The sequence below is a fragment of the Paracoccus versutus genome, from assembly GCF_000763885.1.
Classification (GTDB): domain Bacteria; phylum Pseudomonadota; class Alphaproteobacteria; order Rhodobacterales; family Rhodobacteraceae; genus Paracoccus; species Paracoccus versutus.
This window is the reverse complement of record NZ_JRKO01000026.1, coordinates 24,046-40,645: the sequence shown is the minus strand read 5'-3', so window position 1 is coordinate 40,645 and position 16,600 is coordinate 24,046. Positions and strand designations below refer to the sequence as shown.

The following is a 16,600-nucleotide window of genomic DNA, read 5'->3' as shown; positions in this document are numbered from 1 at the left end:
CCGTCAGGTCTCGGCCCAGTGGCGGATCATGTTGTGGTAATGCGCGGTGATCCCCGTCACCGCCGGGTCGTCGTCGGGCAGCATCGCGCGGATGCGCATGATCGACATGTCCAGGTCATAGAGCATGTGCCGCCGCCAGTCGTCGCGCACCATCGACTGCGCCCAGAAGAACGAGGCCCAGCGCGAGCCGCGCGTCACCGGCGTCACCGAATGCAGCGAGGTCGCGGGATAGACCACGGCATGGCCCGCCGGCAGCTTGACGCTGTGCTGGCCATAGGTGTCGTGCACGACCAGTTCGCCGCCGTCGTAATCCTCGGGCGGGGTCAGGAAGACGGTGGTCGAGACATCGGTGCGGATGCGCTGGCCGGTGCCCGGTATGACGCGGATCGAGCCGTCGACATGGGCGCCGAAGGTCATGCCCTCGTCATAGCGGTTGAACATCGGCGGCAGGATATGCGCGGGCAGCGCGGCCGAGGAATAGACCGGGCTGCGGCCCAGGGCCCGCAACACGATATTGCCCAGCTCGCGCGCCTCGGGGCTGTCCACCGGCACCTGGAGGTTATGCTTGACCTTGGCCGCCTGGTCGCCGGCGGTGCTGCGGCCGTCGACCCATGCGGTGCCTTCGAGGATCTGCCGCATATAGGCGACCTCCTCGGGCGTCAGCAGGTCCGGGATGGTGATCAGCATGGCGGTCCTCCAGCGGTGGCATTCGGGCGCAGGATAGGACCGGCGCCAAGGAAGGTTAAGGGTTTTTGTCGGACATTCGGGACGCCCGCACTGCAAGAGGGGGGCGGGCGATTGGACCCGCCCCCGATGCTTCCGATTCGGGGATCAGAAGCGATAGTTCAGCTTTGCGGTCACGCTGCGACCGGGCGCGCGGTTGGCAAAGATGCCGACATGCGAGGCGTCGTAAAGCCGCTCGTCAAAGGCGTTATTGACGTTGACCTGCAACTCGGCCGTCTCATTGATCTTGTAGGCGGCCATCAGGTCCACCCGCCATTGCGAGGGCAGGGCGGCCGTATTCTCGCCGTTCAGGTAACGCTTGCCGGTATAGGTCGCACCACCGCCGACGGTCCACCTGTCGGAGACCTCATAGGTCGTCCACAGGCTGAACGAGTGCCGGGCAACGAATTGCAGGTAGTTGCCGTTATCCGCACTGGGTTCGCCGTCGTCGAAGCCGCCATCGATCGTCTTGGCGTCGACAAAGGCATAGCCCGCCGACAAGCCCCAGCGTTCGTTGATCTGGCCGGCTGCGCCAAGCTCGAAGCCGCGGGCGCGGTTGTGACCCAGAAGTGCGACATTGCCCAGATCGTCCTCGACTCGGGCGTTCTTCTTCTCGGTCTGGAAGATGGCGGCGGTCAGCAGGAGCTGGTCGTTCAACACCTCCCACTTGGTGCCCAGCTCGATGCTCTTGCTTTCTTCGGGCTCCAGGTTGACGCTGTTGCTGGTCAGCGTGCAGGCCCCCGCGCCATCGGCGCCGCCGGCCATGCCCGCGCATTCGCCCGACGGGTTCGAGGAGGTGCCGAAGGCCAGATAGACCGACCCGTTCGGCGCCGGCTTGTAGACCACGCCGGCCGAGTAGTTCAGCAGGTTGTCCTTGCGCGAGATGGTCCCGTCGCTGACCTCGTATTTGTCATAGCGCAGGCCCAGGTTCAGCGACCACTGTTCGTTGAAGGTCAGCGTGTCGAAGATGTAAAGCGCCTTGGACGTGGTCTCGATCGGCGTGCCCCAGTCGCCCCAGACCAGCGAGCCGGTGACCGGATCCCAGGGGTTGGGGTTGGCCAGGTCCGAGATCGGTAACAGCGGAGTGCCCTCGGATGAGGCTTGCCGGACCTTTTCGCGCGACAGTTCCAGGCCCACCGCGAAATCGTGCTTGACGGCGCCGGTGTGGAAATCGCCGGTCAGCGCGGTGTGGAAGGCAACCGCCGAGTTATCCCTCTTGCCCGAGCGTAGGTCGCGATAGGCTAGGTTGCGGTCCGGATCCCAATCTGGGTTAAGGATTGGCTCAAGAGCGCCGCGTGGCTGGATATATTCCGGCACCACGCTTGGCCGGCTCATGATGTATTCCTGCTCGGAGCCGATCCAGGCCAGGGTCGAGTGCAGCTTGAAATTGTTGCTGAATTCATGCTCGAATTTCAGCATCGCGCTCTGGTTCTCGACCTCGCGATAGTCGCGCAGGGCCGAGCCGTAGAAGGCGTCCTTGCCGGCCAGCTCGATCGGTAGCCAGGGATCGGACTTGGTGCCGCTGCCGAAGCGCACACCACCATTCAACTCGGGCCGGTAATCAGGATTACCTCTCGCATCGGTATTGGCCATCGGCACGCCCAAGTCCGGCGTCGCATCGGTCTTGCTGTGATAGAGGTTCAGCGACAGCTTGGACGCGCCGAAGCTTTTCGACAAAGCCGCGGCGATGCCCTTGCGGTCGTCCTGAAGCACGTCGCGGCCCGGAACGTCGGAATCCTGCCACATCAGGTTCAGTCGCGCAGCCAGCCCGTCGCCAAGGTCGACATTGCCGTCATAGGTCAGCCGCTTCTGGCTGGCATTGCCGACAAGGCCGGAAAATTCGTGGAAGGTCTCGCCTTCGCGGGCCTGTTTCGACACCAGGTTGATGGAACCACCCGTTGCACCGCGGCCGGAATAGGCGCCGCCCGGTCCCTTGGCGATCTCGACCGATTCGGTGGCGAAGGCTTCCTGCGTGGTGCGGCCCAGGTTGCGGATGCCGTCGACCATGATGTCGGTCGCCGCCTGATAGCCGCGCACGAAGGGCCGGTCGCCCATCGGCGTGCCGCCTTCGCCCGAACCCAAGGTGATGCCGGGCGTGGTGCGCAGCACCTCCAGGACCGAGGTCGCGTTCCGCTCTTCCATCTGGCGCTGGGTGACGACCGAGATGGTCTTGGGCGTATCGACCAGCGGTGCGGTCAGCTTGGGGGACGAGCCCTCGGTGACGCGATAATCGGTGGATGCCTGGGCGCCGGTCTGACGCTCGATCACGACGGTGTCCAGAACAACCGTGCCTTCCGCATCCTGCGCCACCGCAGGAGCGCCCACTGCGGCCGCGATGATCACGGCTGGCAGCAGGCCAAGGCTAGGCAACAGTGAGCCGGTCGTTTCCTGTGCTGCAAGGGATAAATTAGGTGGCGTCATAGGCTTTCGTGTCCTTCGCTGGAACAGATGTAAAATACCCCCGATACGGGGATCGGAGGATGAAGGGCACCTGGCTGGCGAGTTGCTGGCGAATGGTGGTGTCGCATATTCCGTTCCGTCGCCGGCGGCTTAATCGGACAACAGGATCGATGCGACCGCTGACCAACACCATCATCAAATGTAGCAGTAAAGGGGCGGAAAGCGACAATTCGCGAGCGATGCAGAAAAACCGCCTGGACTGTGAATCAAACCATCCGGCTTGCCCTGAGAACCATTAATAAATTGATTTCAAATCATTTTACGAAGGATCGGGGTCGGGCTTCCCCGTGCTTCAAGTTGGCCGAGGTAGGATGCGGGCAATGAATGAGCACTACACAAGGCTACATTGGCTCCGTGGTGATGCTCAAGATTCGAAACGGCTCAGTTCGAGTGATGTCTACGGTTAGGCTGAATGGCCCGTGCATCACTGCTGCCGCTAACGATGCGTGGAACTCTTTACCTCCCACTGAGCCTTCTTCCAGCCGCGACCGAATGATTGATGGCGGTCCATATAAGGTGACGGGGCTTGGGGCGCGGCTTCAGGCATTTGATGCGCCAAAACCAAGATACCGGCACACGAAAGCCGTGTCGGATTTGCGCTGGCATGGGGACGAAAACCATCTCGACAAGGAGAGAGGCCCGGCGTGGCGACTCCGATCACTGGCGTTCGGATTCGTCTGGCAATATCGGCCACGCTGGCGATCATAGGGGCTGCGGCAGGGGCTCGGCCCCTTTCTTGCGATCTGGTGGCTCGCGGGCAAAGCGCTGGCGGAGCCGGAGACTGCGGCGCAGGTCTTGCAGGCTACGTTGGCGGCGATCACGGCGCTGGCTGCGAAGTCGCTGCTTCTGTCGGCTTCCACCACCATTTCCCACAGCGCGGCTTTCACCTTGCTGTTCCGCCTACGCAACGAGATGGTGGACGGGATCGCGGCCTTGCCGCAGGCGGTCGCGGACCGCCGGGGCACCGCCGATCTGCGCCGTCTCGTGATCGAGGATATCGACCAGATCGAGGATTCGATCGCCCCTGCCATTCCCGATCCGGCTCAGGGCATTGCGCTGCCCTGTCTGACCTTCGCAGCCCTTGCGCTGATCGATTGGCGGCTTGTGCTGGCGGCAGTGACGCTGTTTCCGCTGTTGCTGTGGCTCTATCCGCTGACGATATGCGCCCCACGAGAGGATTACGGTCGCTGGTATGCCGCCCTGGCCCGGCTGCGCGAAGCTACGCGCCATCTGGTCGGCGGAATCGCGGTAATCCGCGCCTTTGTCGGTGCCGAGCGCGGCTTTGATGCCCATGAGCAGGCGGTCGCGGCAGTGCGCGAGACGGGGTATCGCGCCGGAACCGCGTCGCTCTGGCAGATGAGCCTGCTCCATACCGGGCTGCGCGGCAACGTGCTGGTGCTGATTCCGGTCGGTGCAGCGGTTTTCCTTGGCGGCGATGCCTCCGCGCAGGATCTGGTGCTGATCCTGCTGCTTGGCCTGAACGCCTCGGCCCTGCGGCTGATCTTTACCGCCGGGAGCTTCACCTGGTGGATAAAGGCCGCGATGGCGCGGATCGCCGAGATCCGCGGCATTTCCCTTTTGGAGCAACTCGAGCCCGCCGAAGTCCCGCGCGGAAACGGTCTTGCCCTGGAACGGGTGGCCTTGTCGCTGGGCGAAAGGGCGATCCTGCAGGATATCAGCCTTTCGGTCCCCGACGGGGGCACGCTCGCCATCGTCGGCCCATCGGGGGCGGGCAAGACGACGCTTTTGCGGGTGATGGACCCGGATGCAGGCCGGATCACCCTGGGCGGCGCCGATCTGCGGCGAATTCCGGCCGCCATGCTGTCTGCGCGGTTCTCGGCCGTGCTGCAACGGGCATGGCTGACCGATGCGACCATCCGCGAGAATATCCGCGCGGGCCGGCCCTCGGCCTCGGATGCCGAGGTGGATGAGGCGGCCCGGCGCGCGCAGGTCACGGGATTTGCCAGGGTGCTGCCCCAGGGCCTCGACAGCCGGTCGGCGAGGGCGGGCGCAACCTTTCGGGCGGCGAGCGCCAGCAGGTCGCCATCGCCCGTGCCATGCTGCGCGATGCGCCCGCGCTGCTTCTGGACGAGGTGACCGCCGCCCTCGACCCCGAGAACGGGGCCGAGGTTTTGGCGGTGCTCGATGCGTTGAAACGGGCCGCACCGTGGTCGTGGTGGCGCATCGGCTGCACACCATCCGGCACGCCGACCGGATCGCGGTGATCGAGGCTGGCCGCCTCATCGACAGCGGCCGCCATGAGGAGCTTATCGCTCGCTGTGCGCTCTACATGCGCCTTGGCGTTTCGGTCGCCCGTGCCATCCACGACATGTCGGCGTGGATTTCGGCAGCGATCTCATCGGCACGGTGCTCGCTGGGGATCCGGATCAGCTTTGCCCCTTCATGGAATACCTCCCAGCCTCTCGCGGTCTTTCCGGGCGAAGTGCTGGAGGCCGGAGATGGCCTCTGATCGCGCTGCCAGACAGGCGGCGCGGCGCTGGAGGCGTTGCCTCGCGGACCAGGGGATATCAATGTCATCCAGACGGTCCAGGCAGCCTGTTTCATCGACCGTCCATCCGCCCTCATCGGCGGGTCGATCCCGTCGCGCCTGGCACGCAGGCGCTGGTAGTGCCGCCGCAAGCGCGACTGGATCTCGGCCTGGGACGGGCCTTCTGGAGGAAACCGCAGCTCGACGAAGGGAATGCGGGTCATGGGCAAGGCTGTATCGACAGGCATGACGGCGCTCCTTCGAAGACAAGCCGATCCCGTTCGGGAAAGCGGCGCTTTCCCGGCGGAGAGGGGCGGAACTGGTGGGGCCCGGAGCGAGTGGCGGTCTTCTGCATCTGCATTGCCGCCAGCCCCGGCGGGCATGCCGCGACCATCTTCGGCAGGGGCTGCTTCGTCAACGGGAGGAGTTGAAGGGCTGGTCGCCAGGCAGAGCGACGAGCGACCCGAACTGCCGGTTTCGATAATATCAGGTAACAGATTGTAATAAAATAAAATAAAATAATTGATCGAGCCGATCGGATGGGCGCTAATGACCTGGGAAATGGGCGGCGAAATCCCAAAAATGGGCCTTGATCGCCTGCCGATTCAGCCCGCGCCAAGGCGGAGCGCGGCAAAAAATCCTTTCTGCGTTGCGGCGAATTGACTGGGCATGATTATTACGTTATCGCTTCACCAGTCGTAATATTGTTGCGAGGGCAGATCGTGGCCGAGAAAGACAAACCCTGGCTTTTCCGCACCTATGCGGGCCATTCGACCGCCGAAAAATCCAACGCACTCTATCGGGGCAACCTCGCCAAGGGGCAGACCGGCCTGTCGGTGGCCTTCGACCTGCCGACCCAGACCGGCTACGACAGCGACCACGTCCTGGCGCGCGGCGAGGTCGGCAAGGTCGGCGTGCCCGTCTGCCACCTGGGCGACATGCGCATGCTCTTCGACCAGATCCCGCTGGAGCAGATGAACACCTCGATGACGATCAACGCGACGGCGCCCTGGCTCTTGTCGCTCTATATCGCCGTGGCCGAGGAACAGGGCGCCGACATCGCCAGGCTGCAAGGCACGGTGCAGAACGACATCATCAAGGAATACCTGTCGCGCGGCACCTATATCTGCCCGCCCAGGCCCTCGCTCAGGATGATCACCGACGTCGCGGCCTATACGGCGAAGCACCTGCCGAAATGGAACCCGATGAACGTCTGCTCGTATCACCTGCAGGAGGCGGGGGCGACGCCCGAGCAGGAACTGGCCTATGCGCTCGCGACCGGCATCGCCGTGCTGGACGACCTGAAGACCAAGGTCGAGCCGCAGGATTTCCCCGCCATGGTCGGGCGGATTTCCTTCTTCGTGAACGCTGGCATCCGCTTCGTGACCGAGCTGTGCAAAATGCGCGCCTTCACCGAGCTCTGGGACGAGATCTGCCGCGACCGCTATGGCATCGAGGAAGAGAAATATCGCCGCTTCCGCTATGGCGTGCAGGTGAACAGCCTGGGCCTGACCGAGCAGCAGCCGGAAAACAACGTCTATCGCATCCTCCTGGAGATGCTGGCCGTCACGCTGTCGAAGAACGCCCGCGCCCGCGCCGTGCAGCTGCCGGCCTGGAACGAGGCGCTTGGCCTGCCGCGGCCCTGGGACCAGCAATGGTCGCTGCGCATGCAACAGATCGTCGCCTACGAGACGGACCTGCTGGAGTACGGCGACCTTTTCGACGGCAATCCGGTGATCGCCGCCAAGGTCGAGGAGCTGAAATCCGGCGCCCGCGCGGAGTTGGCGACGCTGGACGAGATGGGAGGCGCCATTGCCGCCATCGAATACATGAAGTCGCGGCTGGTCGAATCCAATGCCGAGCGGCTGAACCGCATCGAGGCGAACGAGACGGTGGTCGTCGGCGTGAACCGCTGGCAGCAGGGCGAGCCCTCGCCGCTGACCGCGGGCGATGGCGGCATCATGGTGGTGGACCCGGCGGTCGAGCAGGACCAGATCGCCCGGCTGCGCGCCTGGCGCGAAGCGCGCGACGAGACGGCCGTCGAGGCCGCCCTCGCCGCGCTGCGCGATGCCGCGCAGAGGGGGCAGAATGTGATGCCGTTTTCCATCGCCGCCGCCAAGGCAGGCGCCACGACCGGCGAATGGGCGGCGGTGATGCGCCAGGTGCATGGCGAATATCGCGGCCCGACGGGGGTCTCGGCCAGCCCCTCGAACCGCACCGAGGGGCTGGAGCCGATCCGCGAGGCCGTGGATGCGGTCAGCCGCCGCCTTGGCCGGCGGCTGAAGTTCCTGGTCGGCAAGCCCGGCCTCGACGGCCATTCCAACGGCGCCGAGCAGATCGCCTTCCGCGCCCGCGATTGCGGCATGGACATCACCTATGAAGGCATCCGCCTGACCCCCGAGCAGATCGTGACCCGCGCCGCCGAGGACAATGCCCATGTCGTCGGCCTGTCGATCCTGTCGGGCAGCCACCTGCCGCTGATCGAGGATCTGATGGAGCGGATGCGCGCCGCCGGCCTGGCGCATGTCCCGGTCGTGGTCGGCGGCATCATTCCCGACGAGGATGCCGCCAGGCTGCTGAAGATGGGCGTGGCCCGGGTCTATACGCCCAAGGATTTCGAGCTCAACCGGATCATGATGGACATCGTGGCCCTGGTCGAGCCCGAGGAGGCCGCCGCCTGAGCCGGTGGCACGGCCGCATGGGTATTTGAGCAACGAAGAAGTCCGGCGCCGCGCCCTCGGCTTCTTCGTTGTCCAAATACCCATATTGCAACCGCGCCGTCAGTCCTTCAGCAGCAAAAGCAGCGCGGCGACGGTCGCCAGCACCCCGGGCAGCACGGCGAGCGGCGGCAGGCCGCGGGTCAATGCGGCCTCGAGCCCGATGACCCAGACCGGCGTCAGGTAGGTATAGACCATCACCTTGGACGAGGGCAGCCGCATGGTGGCGAATTGCACCAGCGCCGTGGTCAGCGCGCTGGCGAAGATCGCGACATAGAGCAGCGTCACCCAGACGATGGCCGGCAGATGCGCCCAATCCGTGTCGAGGATCGCCCGGCTGCCCCAGACAAGCAGGATCAGCCCGCCGGCGCAGAGCGTGGCGAAGGTCGAGACGATCGGCGTCTCGCCCCGGTTCAGCCGGCGCACCATCGGGGTATAGAGCGCATGGGCCGCGCAGCCGACCAGGTAGATCGCCTCGCCGCGGCCGAACTCGAGCCGCATCAGCGCCGCCGCGTCGCCGCCGAAGATCACCCAGAGCGAGCCCGCCGCCCCCAGCGCCAGCGCCAATGCGATGCGCCCGGTCATGCGCTGCCGCATCAAAAGCCAGCCGAAGCCCGCCGACATCAGCGGCGTCAGCGTGAACACCGCCGCCGCCGAGACCGGCAACGCGGTTTTCAGCCCCTCGAACATCAGCACGAAATAGGCGGCGAAGAGCCCGCCCAGCACCAGGTAGCGCCAGGGCGCGCGGAAGGTTTCCCGCGGGATGCCCGGCCCGGCCATGGCCACGCCGCCGACCACGCCCGCGGCGATGGCGAAGCGCGCGGCCGAGATCGCCGCCGGGTCGATCAGGTTCGCCGCCCGTGCGCCCAGCGAGAAGGAGCCCGCGATCGCGGCCGAGAAGAGCAGCATCGCCGCGTGGCCCTGCAACGCCTCGCGCCGCATCTGCGGCACCGCCGAAAGCTCGGCCATCAGCCGCGCCCGAGCATGTAGAATTCGTCGTTCGGCCGGATGTCGCCCGCGTTCACCAGCCGGTTCGACATGCCGAAGAAGGCGGCGATGGCGCCGATGTCCCAGATCTCGTCCTGGTCGAAGCCGGCCTCGCGCAGCGCGACATGATCCGCCTCGTCGATCCCTTGCGCGTTCAGCGCCACCTTTTCGGCATAGGCCAGCATGGCGCGTTCGCGTGGCGTGAGGTCGGCCTTGCGCCAGTTCACCGCCACCTGGTCGGCGATGAAGGCGTTCTTTGCCCGGATGCGCAGGATGGCGCCATGCGCGACCACGCAATACTGGCACTGGTTCAGCCCCGAGGTCGCGACCACGATCAATTCGCGCTCGGCCTTGGTGAGGCCGCCCTCGCGCTCCATCAGCGCGTCGTGGTAGGCGAAGAAGGCGCGGAACTCGTCCGGGCGATGCGCCAGCGCCAGGAAGACGTTCGGGACGAAGCCCGATTTCTCGGCCACCTTGCGGATGCGCAGGGCGATGTCTTCGGGCATCTCGTCCAGCGAGGGCACGGGAAAGCGGCTGATGGGATGGGTCATGGCTCGGTCCTCCGGGGCGCGAGGTTTTCACCAAAGCCGGGGCAGGGTCAACCGGGGCGCGCTTGACTTTGGCGGGCATTGGCCCTATCCACGCCGGGATTCCCGGAAGGTCTGTCCTTCCGGTCCCCGCGCCTCGTCCGGGGATCGCCCCCCGTCAGCGCGTTGCGCCCACGGGGGCGCACCTGTTTATTCGCGCCCGCGTTCCCCGGGCAAACGGCAACCATTGGAGGGCCGCCGATGTTTGAAAACCTGTCCGACCGCCTTGGCGGCGTCTTTGACCGGCTGACCAAGCAGGGCGCGCTGTCCGAGGATGACGTGGCCGCCGCCATGCGCGAGGTGCGCGTCGCGCTGCTGGAGGCCGACGTCTCGCTGCCCGTGGCGCGCAGCTTCGTCAAGGCGGTGACGCAGAAGGCCACCGGCGCGGCCGTCACCAAGTCGATCACCCCCGGCCAGCAGGTCGTCAAGATCGTCCATGACGAGCTGATCAAGGTCTTGCAGGGCGAGGGCGCGCCCGATGCGCTGCGCATCGACAATCCCCCGGCGCCGATCCTGATGGTTGGCCTGCAGGGTTCGGGCAAGACCACCACCACGGCCAAGCTGGCCAAGCGCCTGAAGGACCGCGAGAAGAAGCGGGTGCTGATGGCCTCGCTGGACACCAACCGTCCGGCCGCCATGGAGCAGCTGGCGATCCTGGGCCAGCAGATCGGCGTCGATACCCTGCCCATCGTGCCGGGCGAGAATGCGGTGCAGATCGCCAGGCGCGCCAAGCAGCAGGCGACGCTGGGCGGCTATGACGTCTACATGCTCGACACCGCCGGCCGGCTGCATATCGACGAAGTGCTGATGGACGAGGTGCAGGCGGTCCGCGACGTGGCCAGCCCGCGCGAGACGCTGCTGGTCGTCGACGGGTTGACCGGCCAGGACGCGGTGAACGTCGCCAGCGAATTCGACGGCAAGGTCGGCATCTCGGGCGTCGTGCTGACCCGGATGGACGGCGACGGTCGCGGCGGCGCGGCGCTGTCGATGCGCGCCGTGACCGGCAAGCCGATCCGCTTCGTCGGCCTGGGCGAAAAGATGGATGCGCTGGAGGTCTTTGACGCGCAGCGCATCGCCGGCCGCATCCTCGGCATGGGCGACATCGTCGCCCTGGTCGAGAAGGCGCAGGAGGTGCTGGAGGTCGAGCAGGCCGAGCGCATGATGAAGCGCTTCCAGAAGGGCATGTTCAACATGAACGACCTGCGCAACCAGCTTGAGCAGATGCTCAAGATGGGCGGGATGCAGTCGATCATGGGCATGATGCCCGGCATGGGCAAGATGGCCAAGCAGGCCGAGGCGGCCGGTTTCGACGACAAGGCGATCAAGCGCCAGATCGCGCTGATCAACTCGATGACGAAAAAGGAACGCGCCAATCCCGACCTGCTGCAGGCCAGCCGCAAGAAGCGCATCGCCGCGGGCGCGGGCATGGAGGTGTCGGAACTCAACAAGCTTCTGAAGATGCAGAAGCAGATGGCCGACACGATGAAGAAGCTGGGCAAGATGGGCAAGGGCGGCATGCTCAAGCAGGCCATGCGCGCCATGACCGGCAAGGGCGGCGGGCTGCCCGACATGGCCAATGTCGATCCCGAGAAGATGGCCGAGGCCACGCGGATGCTGCAAGACCCCAAGGGGCTGGGCGGCCAGTTGGGCGGCATGGGCCTGCCGGGCGGGCTTTCCGGCCTGTTCGGGAAGAAGTGAGCGCATGATCCGGCTTGCCGACACGCCCGTGCTGACGACCCAGCGGCTGGTCCTGCGCGCCCCGCAGGCCGGCGACTGGCCGGCATGGCGCGACTTCTTCGAAAGCGACCGCGCCAGCTTCGTCGGCGGGCCGATGGTGCAGCCCGGCCAGTCCTGGCGCGCCTTTGGCCATTTCATCGGCCATTGGGTGCTGCGCGGCTATGGCATGTTCGTGCTGACCGAGCGTGGATCGGACCGGGCGCTGGGGGCGGTCGGGCCGTGGTTTCCCGACGGCTGGCCCGAGCATGAGATCGGCTGGACGCTGTGGTCCGCCGGGCTGGAGGGCCGGGGCTATGCGCAGGAAGCGGCCCTGGCGGCGCGCGATTTTGCCATCCGCACGCTCGGCTGGTCGCGGCCGGTCAGCTATATCGACCCGGCCAATGCGCGCTCGATCTCGCTTGCCCGGCGGCTGGGCGCCCTGCGCGATCCCAAGGCGGAGGCGCCGCATTTCGGCGATGACCGCGCCCCGCCGCATGTCTTTCGCCATCCCGCCGGAGCCGCGGCATGAATGGCGCGTCCCGTGTAGATGCGGTGCTGCGCATTTCAATCCCTGGAGACCCGAATGAGTGATCCGACCGCCCGCGCCGCGACCCTGCTCAAGGAGCATCGTGCCAGCATCGACCGGCTGGACGCGATTCTGGTCTATACGCTGGCCGAGCGGTTCAAGCACACCCAATCCGTCGGCCGCCTGAAGGCCGAACACGATCTTCCTCCGTCCGATCCCGTCCGCGAGGCGAGACAGATCGAGCGGCTGGAACGCCTCGCGCGCGAGGCCGACCTGGACCCGGAATTCGCGCGCAAATTCCTGAACTTCGTGATCGCCGAAGTGATCCGGCATCACGAGAAACTCCTCCCCTGAGGCGGGGTTTTCCCCCGCCGACCCCGCCATTCCAAAGGAGAAAACGCAATGGCAATGAAAATCCGCCTGGCCCGTGGTGGCTCGAAGAAACGCCCCCATTACGCCATCGTCGCGTCCGATTCGCGCATGCCGCGCGACGGCCGCTTCCTCGAGAAGCTGGGCACCTACAACCCGCTCTTGCCGAAGGATTCGGAAGAGCGCATCAAGATGAACCTCGAGCGCGTGCAATACTGGCTCTCGCAGGGTGCGCAGCCGACCGACCGCGTCGCCCGCTTCCTGGAAGCCGCCGGCGTCAAGGAAAAGACCGAGCGCAAGAACCTGAAGAAGGGCGAGCCCGGCAAGGCCGCCAAGGAACGCGCCGAAAAGCGCGCCGCGCGTGAAGCCGCCGCCAACGCCCCGGCCGAAGAAGCCGCTTCGGAATAATGACCGAGCGGGTCTGCGTCGGTGCGATCGCGGGCGCCTTTGGCGTCCGGGGCGAGGTGAGGCTGAAGAGCTTTACCTCGCAACCGAACGATATTGCCGCATATGCCCCGCTTTATACCGAAGACGGCAGCCGCTCGTTCACCGTCCGCCTGACGCGGCCGGTGACGGGCGGACTTGGCGCCCGGCTGTCGGGCGTCGAGACGCGCGAACAGGCCGAAGCGCTGAAGGGCGTGACGCTCTGGGCCGACCGCGACAAGCTTCCGGCCCTGCCGGACGACGAATTCTATCATGCCGACCTGATCGGCCTGTCGGTCCATGACACCGGCGGGGCGCTGATCGGCAAGGTCCGCGCGATCTACGACCACGGCGCGGGCGACATCCTGGAGATCCACGGGCCCGGACGGCGGCAGGTGCTGCTTCTGCCCTTTACCCGTGCCTTCGTGCCCACGGTGGACCTGGCCGCGGGCCGCATCGTCGCCGACCCGCCGGACGAGCAGGAATGACCGGCGGGGCGATGAAATCCCACGGCCGGCTGTCGATCCGCGCCAGCCTGCAGCCGCGCGACCTGATGGCCGAGCCGCAGGTCAGGGGCGCCTGGACCGCGCAGGTCGTCACGCTTTTCCCCGAGGCTTTTCCAGGGGTTCTGGGGCTTTCCCTGACCGGCAGGGCGCTGACCGAGGGGCTGTGGAACCTGCGCAGCATCGACCTGCGCCCCTTTGGCATCGGCAAGCACCGCAACGTGGACGACACGCCCGCCGGCGGCGGCGCCGGCATGGTGATCCGCGCCGACGTGATGGATGCGGCGCTGCGCGAGGCGGGGGCCGACCTGCCGGTGATCTATCTGTCGCCGCGCGGCAGGCCCTTTACCCAGGCCCGCGCCCGCGAACTGGCGCAGGGGCCCGGCATGACCCTGATCTGCGGCCGGTTCGAGGGCGTGGACCAGCGCGTGCTGGACGCCCATGGCGTCGAAGAGATCAGCATCGGCGACTATGTCCTGACCGGCGGGGAACTGGCGGCTCAGGTCTTGATCGACGCGACGGTTCGCCTTATACCGCGCGTGCTGGGGAATCAGGACTCTCTGGCCGAGGAATCCTTTTCCCCGGACCATGGCGGCCTGCTGGAACATCCGCAGTACACGAAGCCCGCCCTTTGGGAAGGCCGCGCGATCCCGGACGTGCTGTTGTCCGGCAATCACGCGGCTATTGCCAATTGGCGTCACGACATGGCCGAAAGGCTGACCAAGGAACGCCGCCCCGACCTGTGGCGGGCATATGAGCAGGCTCATGTGGACCCGGCAAAGGACCGACAGCTCTCGGGCGCATCAGACCAATCGCGGGACTACCGCGAGCAACCGAAGGAACCAAAGCGATGAACCTGATCGCCCAACTGGAAGCCGAGCAGATCGCCGCGCTCGGCAAGGACATCCCCGATTTCAAGGCCGGCGACACCGTTCGCGTCGGCTACAAGGTGACCGAGGGCACCCGCACCCGCGTGCAGATGTACGAAGGCGTGGTCATCTCGCGCAAGGGCGGCGGCATCGGCGCCTCGTTCACCGTGCGCAAGATCTCGTTCGGCGAGGGTGTCGAGCGCGTCTTCCCGCTCTACTCGACCAACATCGACTCGATCACCGTCGTGCGCCGTGGCCGCGTCCGCCGCGCCAAGCTGTATTACCTGCGCGATCGCCGCGGCAAGTCCGCCCGCATCGCCGAGGTCAGCAACTACAAGCCCAAAGCCGAAGCCAAGGCCTGAGGAGACGCGCCATGAAAGCAGACATCCATCCCGACTACCACCTGATCGAGGTCAAGATGACCGACGGCACCACCTATCAGGTGCGCTCGACCTGGGGCAAGGAAGGCGACACCATGTCGCTGGACATCGACCCGAACTCGCACCCGGCCTGGACCGGCGGCTCGGCCAAGCTGATGGACACCGGCGGCCGCGTGTCGAAGTTCAAGAACAAATACGCCGGCCTGGGCTTCTGATCCCGCTGCCGACCGGACTTGCAAACGCCGCCCCGAAAGGGGCGGCGTTTTTCGTTCGTGGGCGGTGGGCGGCCCAGGGGAGGGGACGCGGCCGGGCCAGGCAGGCCGCGCCGGATCGGCGGCTCAATAGGCCAGGCCGAAGATCGGCATCCAGGCGGGCATGCTGGGCGTGCGGTTCAGCGCCAGGCCGGTCAATTCGCCCCGGCCGGTGTCGATCACCACGCGGCCGTCGCGATATTCGCGCAGCACCGGGCCTTGCGCGCTTTGATAGGGCGACAGCGCGATGGTGGCATAGCCGCGGTTCGGCTTGGAGAAAACGGCGTGGATCATTGGATCGCTCCTTTCCGGTCGAGGCGATGGATGGCGGTGTCCCAGCGCGCCGGATCACGGTCGCGCATCAGGTCGCGCGCGGTCTCGAAGGGGTCGCAGGTGATCAGCCGCAGCGGAATGTCGGAAATGCGATGCGGCTTGCCCGTGCGCCGGTCGATCAGGCTGACGGCATAGCGAGGCGAGACAGGCATGGCGGCCTGCAGCGCGCGATCGGCAAAGGCCGACAGATGGTTCAGCATGGTCATCTTTGGCTCCTTCCCTTGACTGACCCGGCCGGAGATCCCGGCATGGCTATATAACGACATAGCTGATCGTCTTTTGCAAGATAAATATCGACCGGCTTTGTCGTGATGAAAGAATGAAGCTGGAACAGATGGTTGAACGGCCGGCGGGGCAGGGCTGTCCCGCAGCGAAAAGCGCGCGCCGGGCCGCGATTCGGCCGGTCTCGGCGCTTTTCATCGTGCCGGGCGCGGCCTATTGTCCGGCGCGACGCGGGCCGGCATCGCAGGGGGATTCGTGGCGCATATCATCGTGGTCGGGAACGAAAAGGGCGGTTCGGGCAAGTCCACGACCTCGATGCATGTGGCGACCGCGCTGGCCCGCATGGGCCACCGGGTCGGCGCGCTGGACCTGGACGTGCGCCAGCGCAGCTTCGGCCGCTACCTGGAGAATCGTGCCGCCTTCGCCCAACGCGAGGGGCTGGACCTGCCCACCCCCCTGCTCGGGCGCCTTGAGCCCGAGACCCAGGGCGGCCCGGACCCTTTGTCGCAGGCGGTGGCCGCGCTCGAGGCGGAATGCGACTTCATCCTGCTGGACTGCCCCGGCTCGCACACGCGGCTCAGCCAGATGGCGCATACGCTGGCCGATACGCTGATCACGCCGATGAACGACAGTTTCGTCGATTTCGACCTTCTGGCGCGGATGTCGCCCGAGGGCAGGATCCTCGGCCCCTCGATCTATGCCGAGATGGTCTGGTCCGCCCGCCAGCTGCGCGGCGAGGCGGGGGCCGGGCCGATCGACTGGCTGGTGCTGCGCAACCGGCTGGGCACGCAGGCCATGCACAACAAGCGCAAGGTCGGCGGCGCGCTCGCCACCCTGTCCAGGCGCATCGGCTTTCGCGTGGCGCCGGGCTTTTCCGAGCGGGTGATCTTCCGCGAGCTGTTTCCGCGCGGATTGACGCTGCTGGATCTCAAGGACATCGGCACGGAACAGCTCAGCATGTCCAACATCGCCGCCCGGCAGGAACTGCGCGACCTGATCGGCGAGTTGAACCTACCCGGCGTCAGCGTTTCGTTCTGAAACCCGGC

At 66.2% G+C, this 16,600-nt stretch carries 18 protein-coding genes and 1 pseudogene; 13 read left to right on the top strand and 6 right to left on the bottom strand.

All coding sequences use genetic code 11. The annotated features are described in order from the left end of the window. Positions 1–3 precede the first annotated feature (3 nt). Positions 4–687: a Fe2+-dependent dioxygenase gene (locus tag IT40_RS13125; RefSeq protein WP_036755770.1), complete on the bottom strand. Its 684-nt coding sequence runs from the start codon at positions 685–687 to the stop codon at positions 4–6. 144 nt (positions 688–831) lie between these two features. After that, a complete protein-coding gene (locus IT40_RS13120; protein WP_166436074.1) occupies positions 832–3,093 on the bottom strand; it encodes a TonB-dependent receptor in 2,262 nt (753 codons plus the stop codon). Positions 3,094–3,978: 885 nt separating this feature from the next. Here IT40_RS13120 and IT40_RS13115 point away from each other — a divergent pair. The 4 genes and pseudogenes from IT40_RS13115 to IT40_RS13105 all read left to right on the top strand — a co-directional run. Continuing rightward, positions 3,979–5,136 (top strand): annotated as a pseudogene (locus IT40_RS13115) (ATP-binding cassette domain-containing protein); the annotation flags it as partial. A gap of 5 nt (positions 5,137–5,141) precedes the next feature. After that, complete coding sequence (locus IT40_RS30805; protein ID WP_084197097.1) at positions 5,142–5,408, top strand: ATP-binding cassette domain-containing protein; 267 nt, start codon at positions 5,142–5,144, stop codon at positions 5,406–5,408. Next, the gene (locus IT40_RS29270) at positions 5,351–5,653 is read left to right on the top strand and encodes a hypothetical protein (protein ID WP_036755764.1); all 303 of its coding nucleotides are present in this window, start codon (positions 5,351–5,353) and stop codon (positions 5,651–5,653) included. Before IT40_RS30805 ends, IT40_RS29270 begins: the two co-directional genes overlap by 58 nt. Before the next feature lie 740 nt (positions 5,654–6,393). Beyond that, positions 6,394–8,352, top strand: coding sequence for a protein meaA (locus IT40_RS13105; protein WP_036755846.1), 1,959 nt, complete (start codon positions 6,394–6,396; stop codon positions 8,350–8,352). A gap of 99 nt (positions 8,353–8,451) precedes the next feature. Here the strand turns inward: IT40_RS13105 and IT40_RS13100 are convergent, their stop codons facing one another. Together IT40_RS13100 and IT40_RS13095 are read right to left on the bottom strand one after the other, a co-directional pair. After that, the gene (locus IT40_RS13100) at positions 8,452–9,357 is read right to left on the bottom strand and encodes a DMT family transporter (RefSeq protein WP_036755761.1); all 906 of its coding nucleotides are present in this window, start codon (positions 9,355–9,357) and stop codon (positions 8,452–8,454) included. Then, positions 9,357–9,926, bottom strand: a complete 570-nt coding sequence (locus IT40_RS13095; RefSeq protein ID WP_036755757.1) for a peroxidase-related enzyme — start codon at positions 9,924–9,926, stop codon at positions 9,357–9,359. The genes IT40_RS13100 and IT40_RS13095 overlap by 1 nt, the downstream gene beginning before the upstream one ends. Positions 9,927–10,163: 237 nt before the next feature. On the opposite strand from IT40_RS13095, the gene ffh reads away from it, so the two are divergent. Genes ffh through rpmE form a run of 8 tightly spaced genes read left to right on the top strand, consistent with a single transcriptional unit; the run spans position 10,164 to position 14,963 of the window. Further along, a complete protein-coding gene (ffh, locus tag IT40_RS13090; protein ID WP_036755754.1) occupies positions 10,164–11,660 on the top strand; it encodes a signal recognition particle protein in 1,497 nt (498 codons plus the stop codon). Between the two features lie 4 nt (positions 11,661–11,664). After that, the gene (locus IT40_RS13085) at positions 11,665–12,207 is read left to right on the top strand and encodes a GNAT family N-acetyltransferase (protein WP_036755752.1); all 543 of its coding nucleotides are present in this window, start codon (positions 11,665–11,667) and stop codon (positions 12,205–12,207) included. A gap of 54 nt (positions 12,208–12,261) precedes the next feature. Then, the gene (locus tag IT40_RS13080; RefSeq protein ID WP_036755750.1) at positions 12,262–12,558 is read left to right on the top strand and encodes a chorismate mutase; all 297 of its coding nucleotides are present in this window, start codon (positions 12,262–12,264) and stop codon (positions 12,556–12,558) included. 48 nt (positions 12,559–12,606) lie between these two features. Next, positions 12,607–12,981 (top strand): 30S ribosomal protein S16, encoded by a 375-nt coding sequence (gene rpsP / locus IT40_RS13075; protein WP_036755747.1) that lies wholly within the window; start codon positions 12,607–12,609, stop codon positions 12,979–12,981. Continuing rightward, positions 12,981–13,484: a ribosome maturation factor RimM gene (gene rimM, locus IT40_RS13070; protein WP_036755743.1), complete on the top strand. Its 504-nt coding sequence runs from the start codon at positions 12,981–12,983 to the stop codon at positions 13,482–13,484. The genes rpsP and rimM overlap by 1 nt, the downstream gene beginning before the upstream one ends. Continuing rightward, positions 13,481–14,353 (top strand): tRNA (guanosine(37)-N1)-methyltransferase TrmD, encoded by an 873-nt coding sequence (trmD, locus tag IT40_RS13065; RefSeq protein WP_036755741.1) that lies wholly within the window; start codon positions 13,481–13,483, stop codon positions 14,351–14,353. The genes rimM and trmD overlap by 4 nt, the downstream gene beginning before the upstream one ends. Further along, the gene (gene rplS / locus IT40_RS13060) at positions 14,350–14,730 is read left to right on the top strand and encodes a 50S ribosomal protein L19 (protein WP_024844932.1); all 381 of its coding nucleotides are present in this window, start codon (positions 14,350–14,352) and stop codon (positions 14,728–14,730) included. The genes trmD and rplS overlap by 4 nt, the downstream gene beginning before the upstream one ends. 11 nt (positions 14,731–14,741) lie before the next feature. Further along, on the top strand, positions 14,742–14,963 hold the full coding sequence (rpmE, locus tag IT40_RS13055) for a 50S ribosomal protein L31 (protein ID WP_011750118.1): 222 nt from the start codon (positions 14,742–14,744) through the stop codon (positions 14,961–14,963). Between the two features lie 123 nt (positions 14,964–15,086). Here rpmE and IT40_RS13050 read toward each other — a convergent pair whose 3' ends face one another. Together IT40_RS13050 and IT40_RS13045 are read right to left on the bottom strand one after the other, a co-directional pair. Then, positions 15,087–15,293 (bottom strand): hypothetical protein, encoded by a 207-nt coding sequence (locus IT40_RS13050; protein ID WP_036755739.1) that lies wholly within the window; start codon positions 15,291–15,293, stop codon positions 15,087–15,089. After that, on the bottom strand, positions 15,290–15,538 hold the full coding sequence (locus IT40_RS13045; protein WP_036755737.1) for a hypothetical protein: 249 nt from the start codon (positions 15,536–15,538) through the stop codon (positions 15,290–15,292). Before IT40_RS13045 ends, IT40_RS13050 begins: the two co-directional genes overlap by 4 nt. A gap of 271 nt (positions 15,539–15,809) precedes the next feature. Here IT40_RS13045 and IT40_RS13040 point away from each other — a divergent pair, with 271 nt between their 5' ends. Next, positions 15,810–16,592, top strand: coding sequence for a division plane positioning ATPase MipZ (locus IT40_RS13040; RefSeq protein ID WP_036755844.1), 783 nt, complete (start codon positions 15,810–15,812; stop codon positions 16,590–16,592). The last annotated feature ends 8 nt before the right edge of the window (positions 16,593–16,600 follow it).

Excerpts from the sequence above, each read along its gene's own strand:
- IT40_RS13125 (WP_036755770.1), bottom strand. The coding sequence starts at position 687 with ATGCTGATCACCATCCCGGACCTGCTGACGCCCGAGGAGGTCGCCTAT.
- IT40_RS13100 (WP_036755761.1), bottom strand. The coding sequence starts at position 9,357 with ATGGCCGAGCTTTCGGCGGTGCCGCAGATGCGGCGCGAGGCGTTGCAG.
- IT40_RS13095 (WP_036755757.1), bottom strand. The coding sequence starts at position 9,926 with ATGACCCATCCCATCAGCCGCTTTCCCGTGCCCTCGCTGGACGAGATG.
- ffh (WP_036755754.1), top strand. The coding sequence starts at position 10,164 with ATGTTTGAAAACCTGTCCGACCGCCTTGGCGGCGTCTTTGACCGGCTG.
- IT40_RS13085 (WP_036755752.1), top strand. The coding sequence starts at position 11,665 with ATGATCCGGCTTGCCGACACGCCCGTGCTGACGACCCAGCGGCTGGTC.
- IT40_RS13080 (WP_036755750.1), top strand. The coding sequence starts at position 12,262 with ATGAGTGATCCGACCGCCCGCGCCGCGACCCTGCTCAAGGAGCATCGT.
- rpsP (WP_036755747.1), top strand. The coding sequence starts at position 12,607 with ATGGCAATGAAAATCCGCCTGGCCCGTGGTGGCTCGAAGAAACGCCCC.
- rimM (WP_036755743.1), top strand. The coding sequence starts at position 12,981 with ATGACCGAGCGGGTCTGCGTCGGTGCGATCGCGGGCGCCTTTGGCGTC.
- trmD (WP_036755741.1), top strand. The coding sequence starts at position 13,481 with ATGACCGGCGGGGCGATGAAATCCCACGGCCGGCTGTCGATCCGCGCC.
- rplS (WP_024844932.1), top strand. The coding sequence starts at position 14,350 with ATGAACCTGATCGCCCAACTGGAAGCCGAGCAGATCGCCGCGCTCGGC.
- rpmE (WP_011750118.1), top strand. The coding sequence starts at position 14,742 with ATGAAAGCAGACATCCATCCCGACTACCACCTGATCGAGGTCAAGATG.
- IT40_RS13050 (WP_036755739.1), bottom strand. The coding sequence starts at position 15,293 with ATGATCCACGCCGTTTTCTCCAAGCCGAACCGCGGCTATGCCACCATC.
- IT40_RS13045 (WP_036755737.1), bottom strand. The coding sequence starts at position 15,538 with ATGACCATGCTGAACCATCTGTCGGCCTTTGCCGATCGCGCGCTGCAG.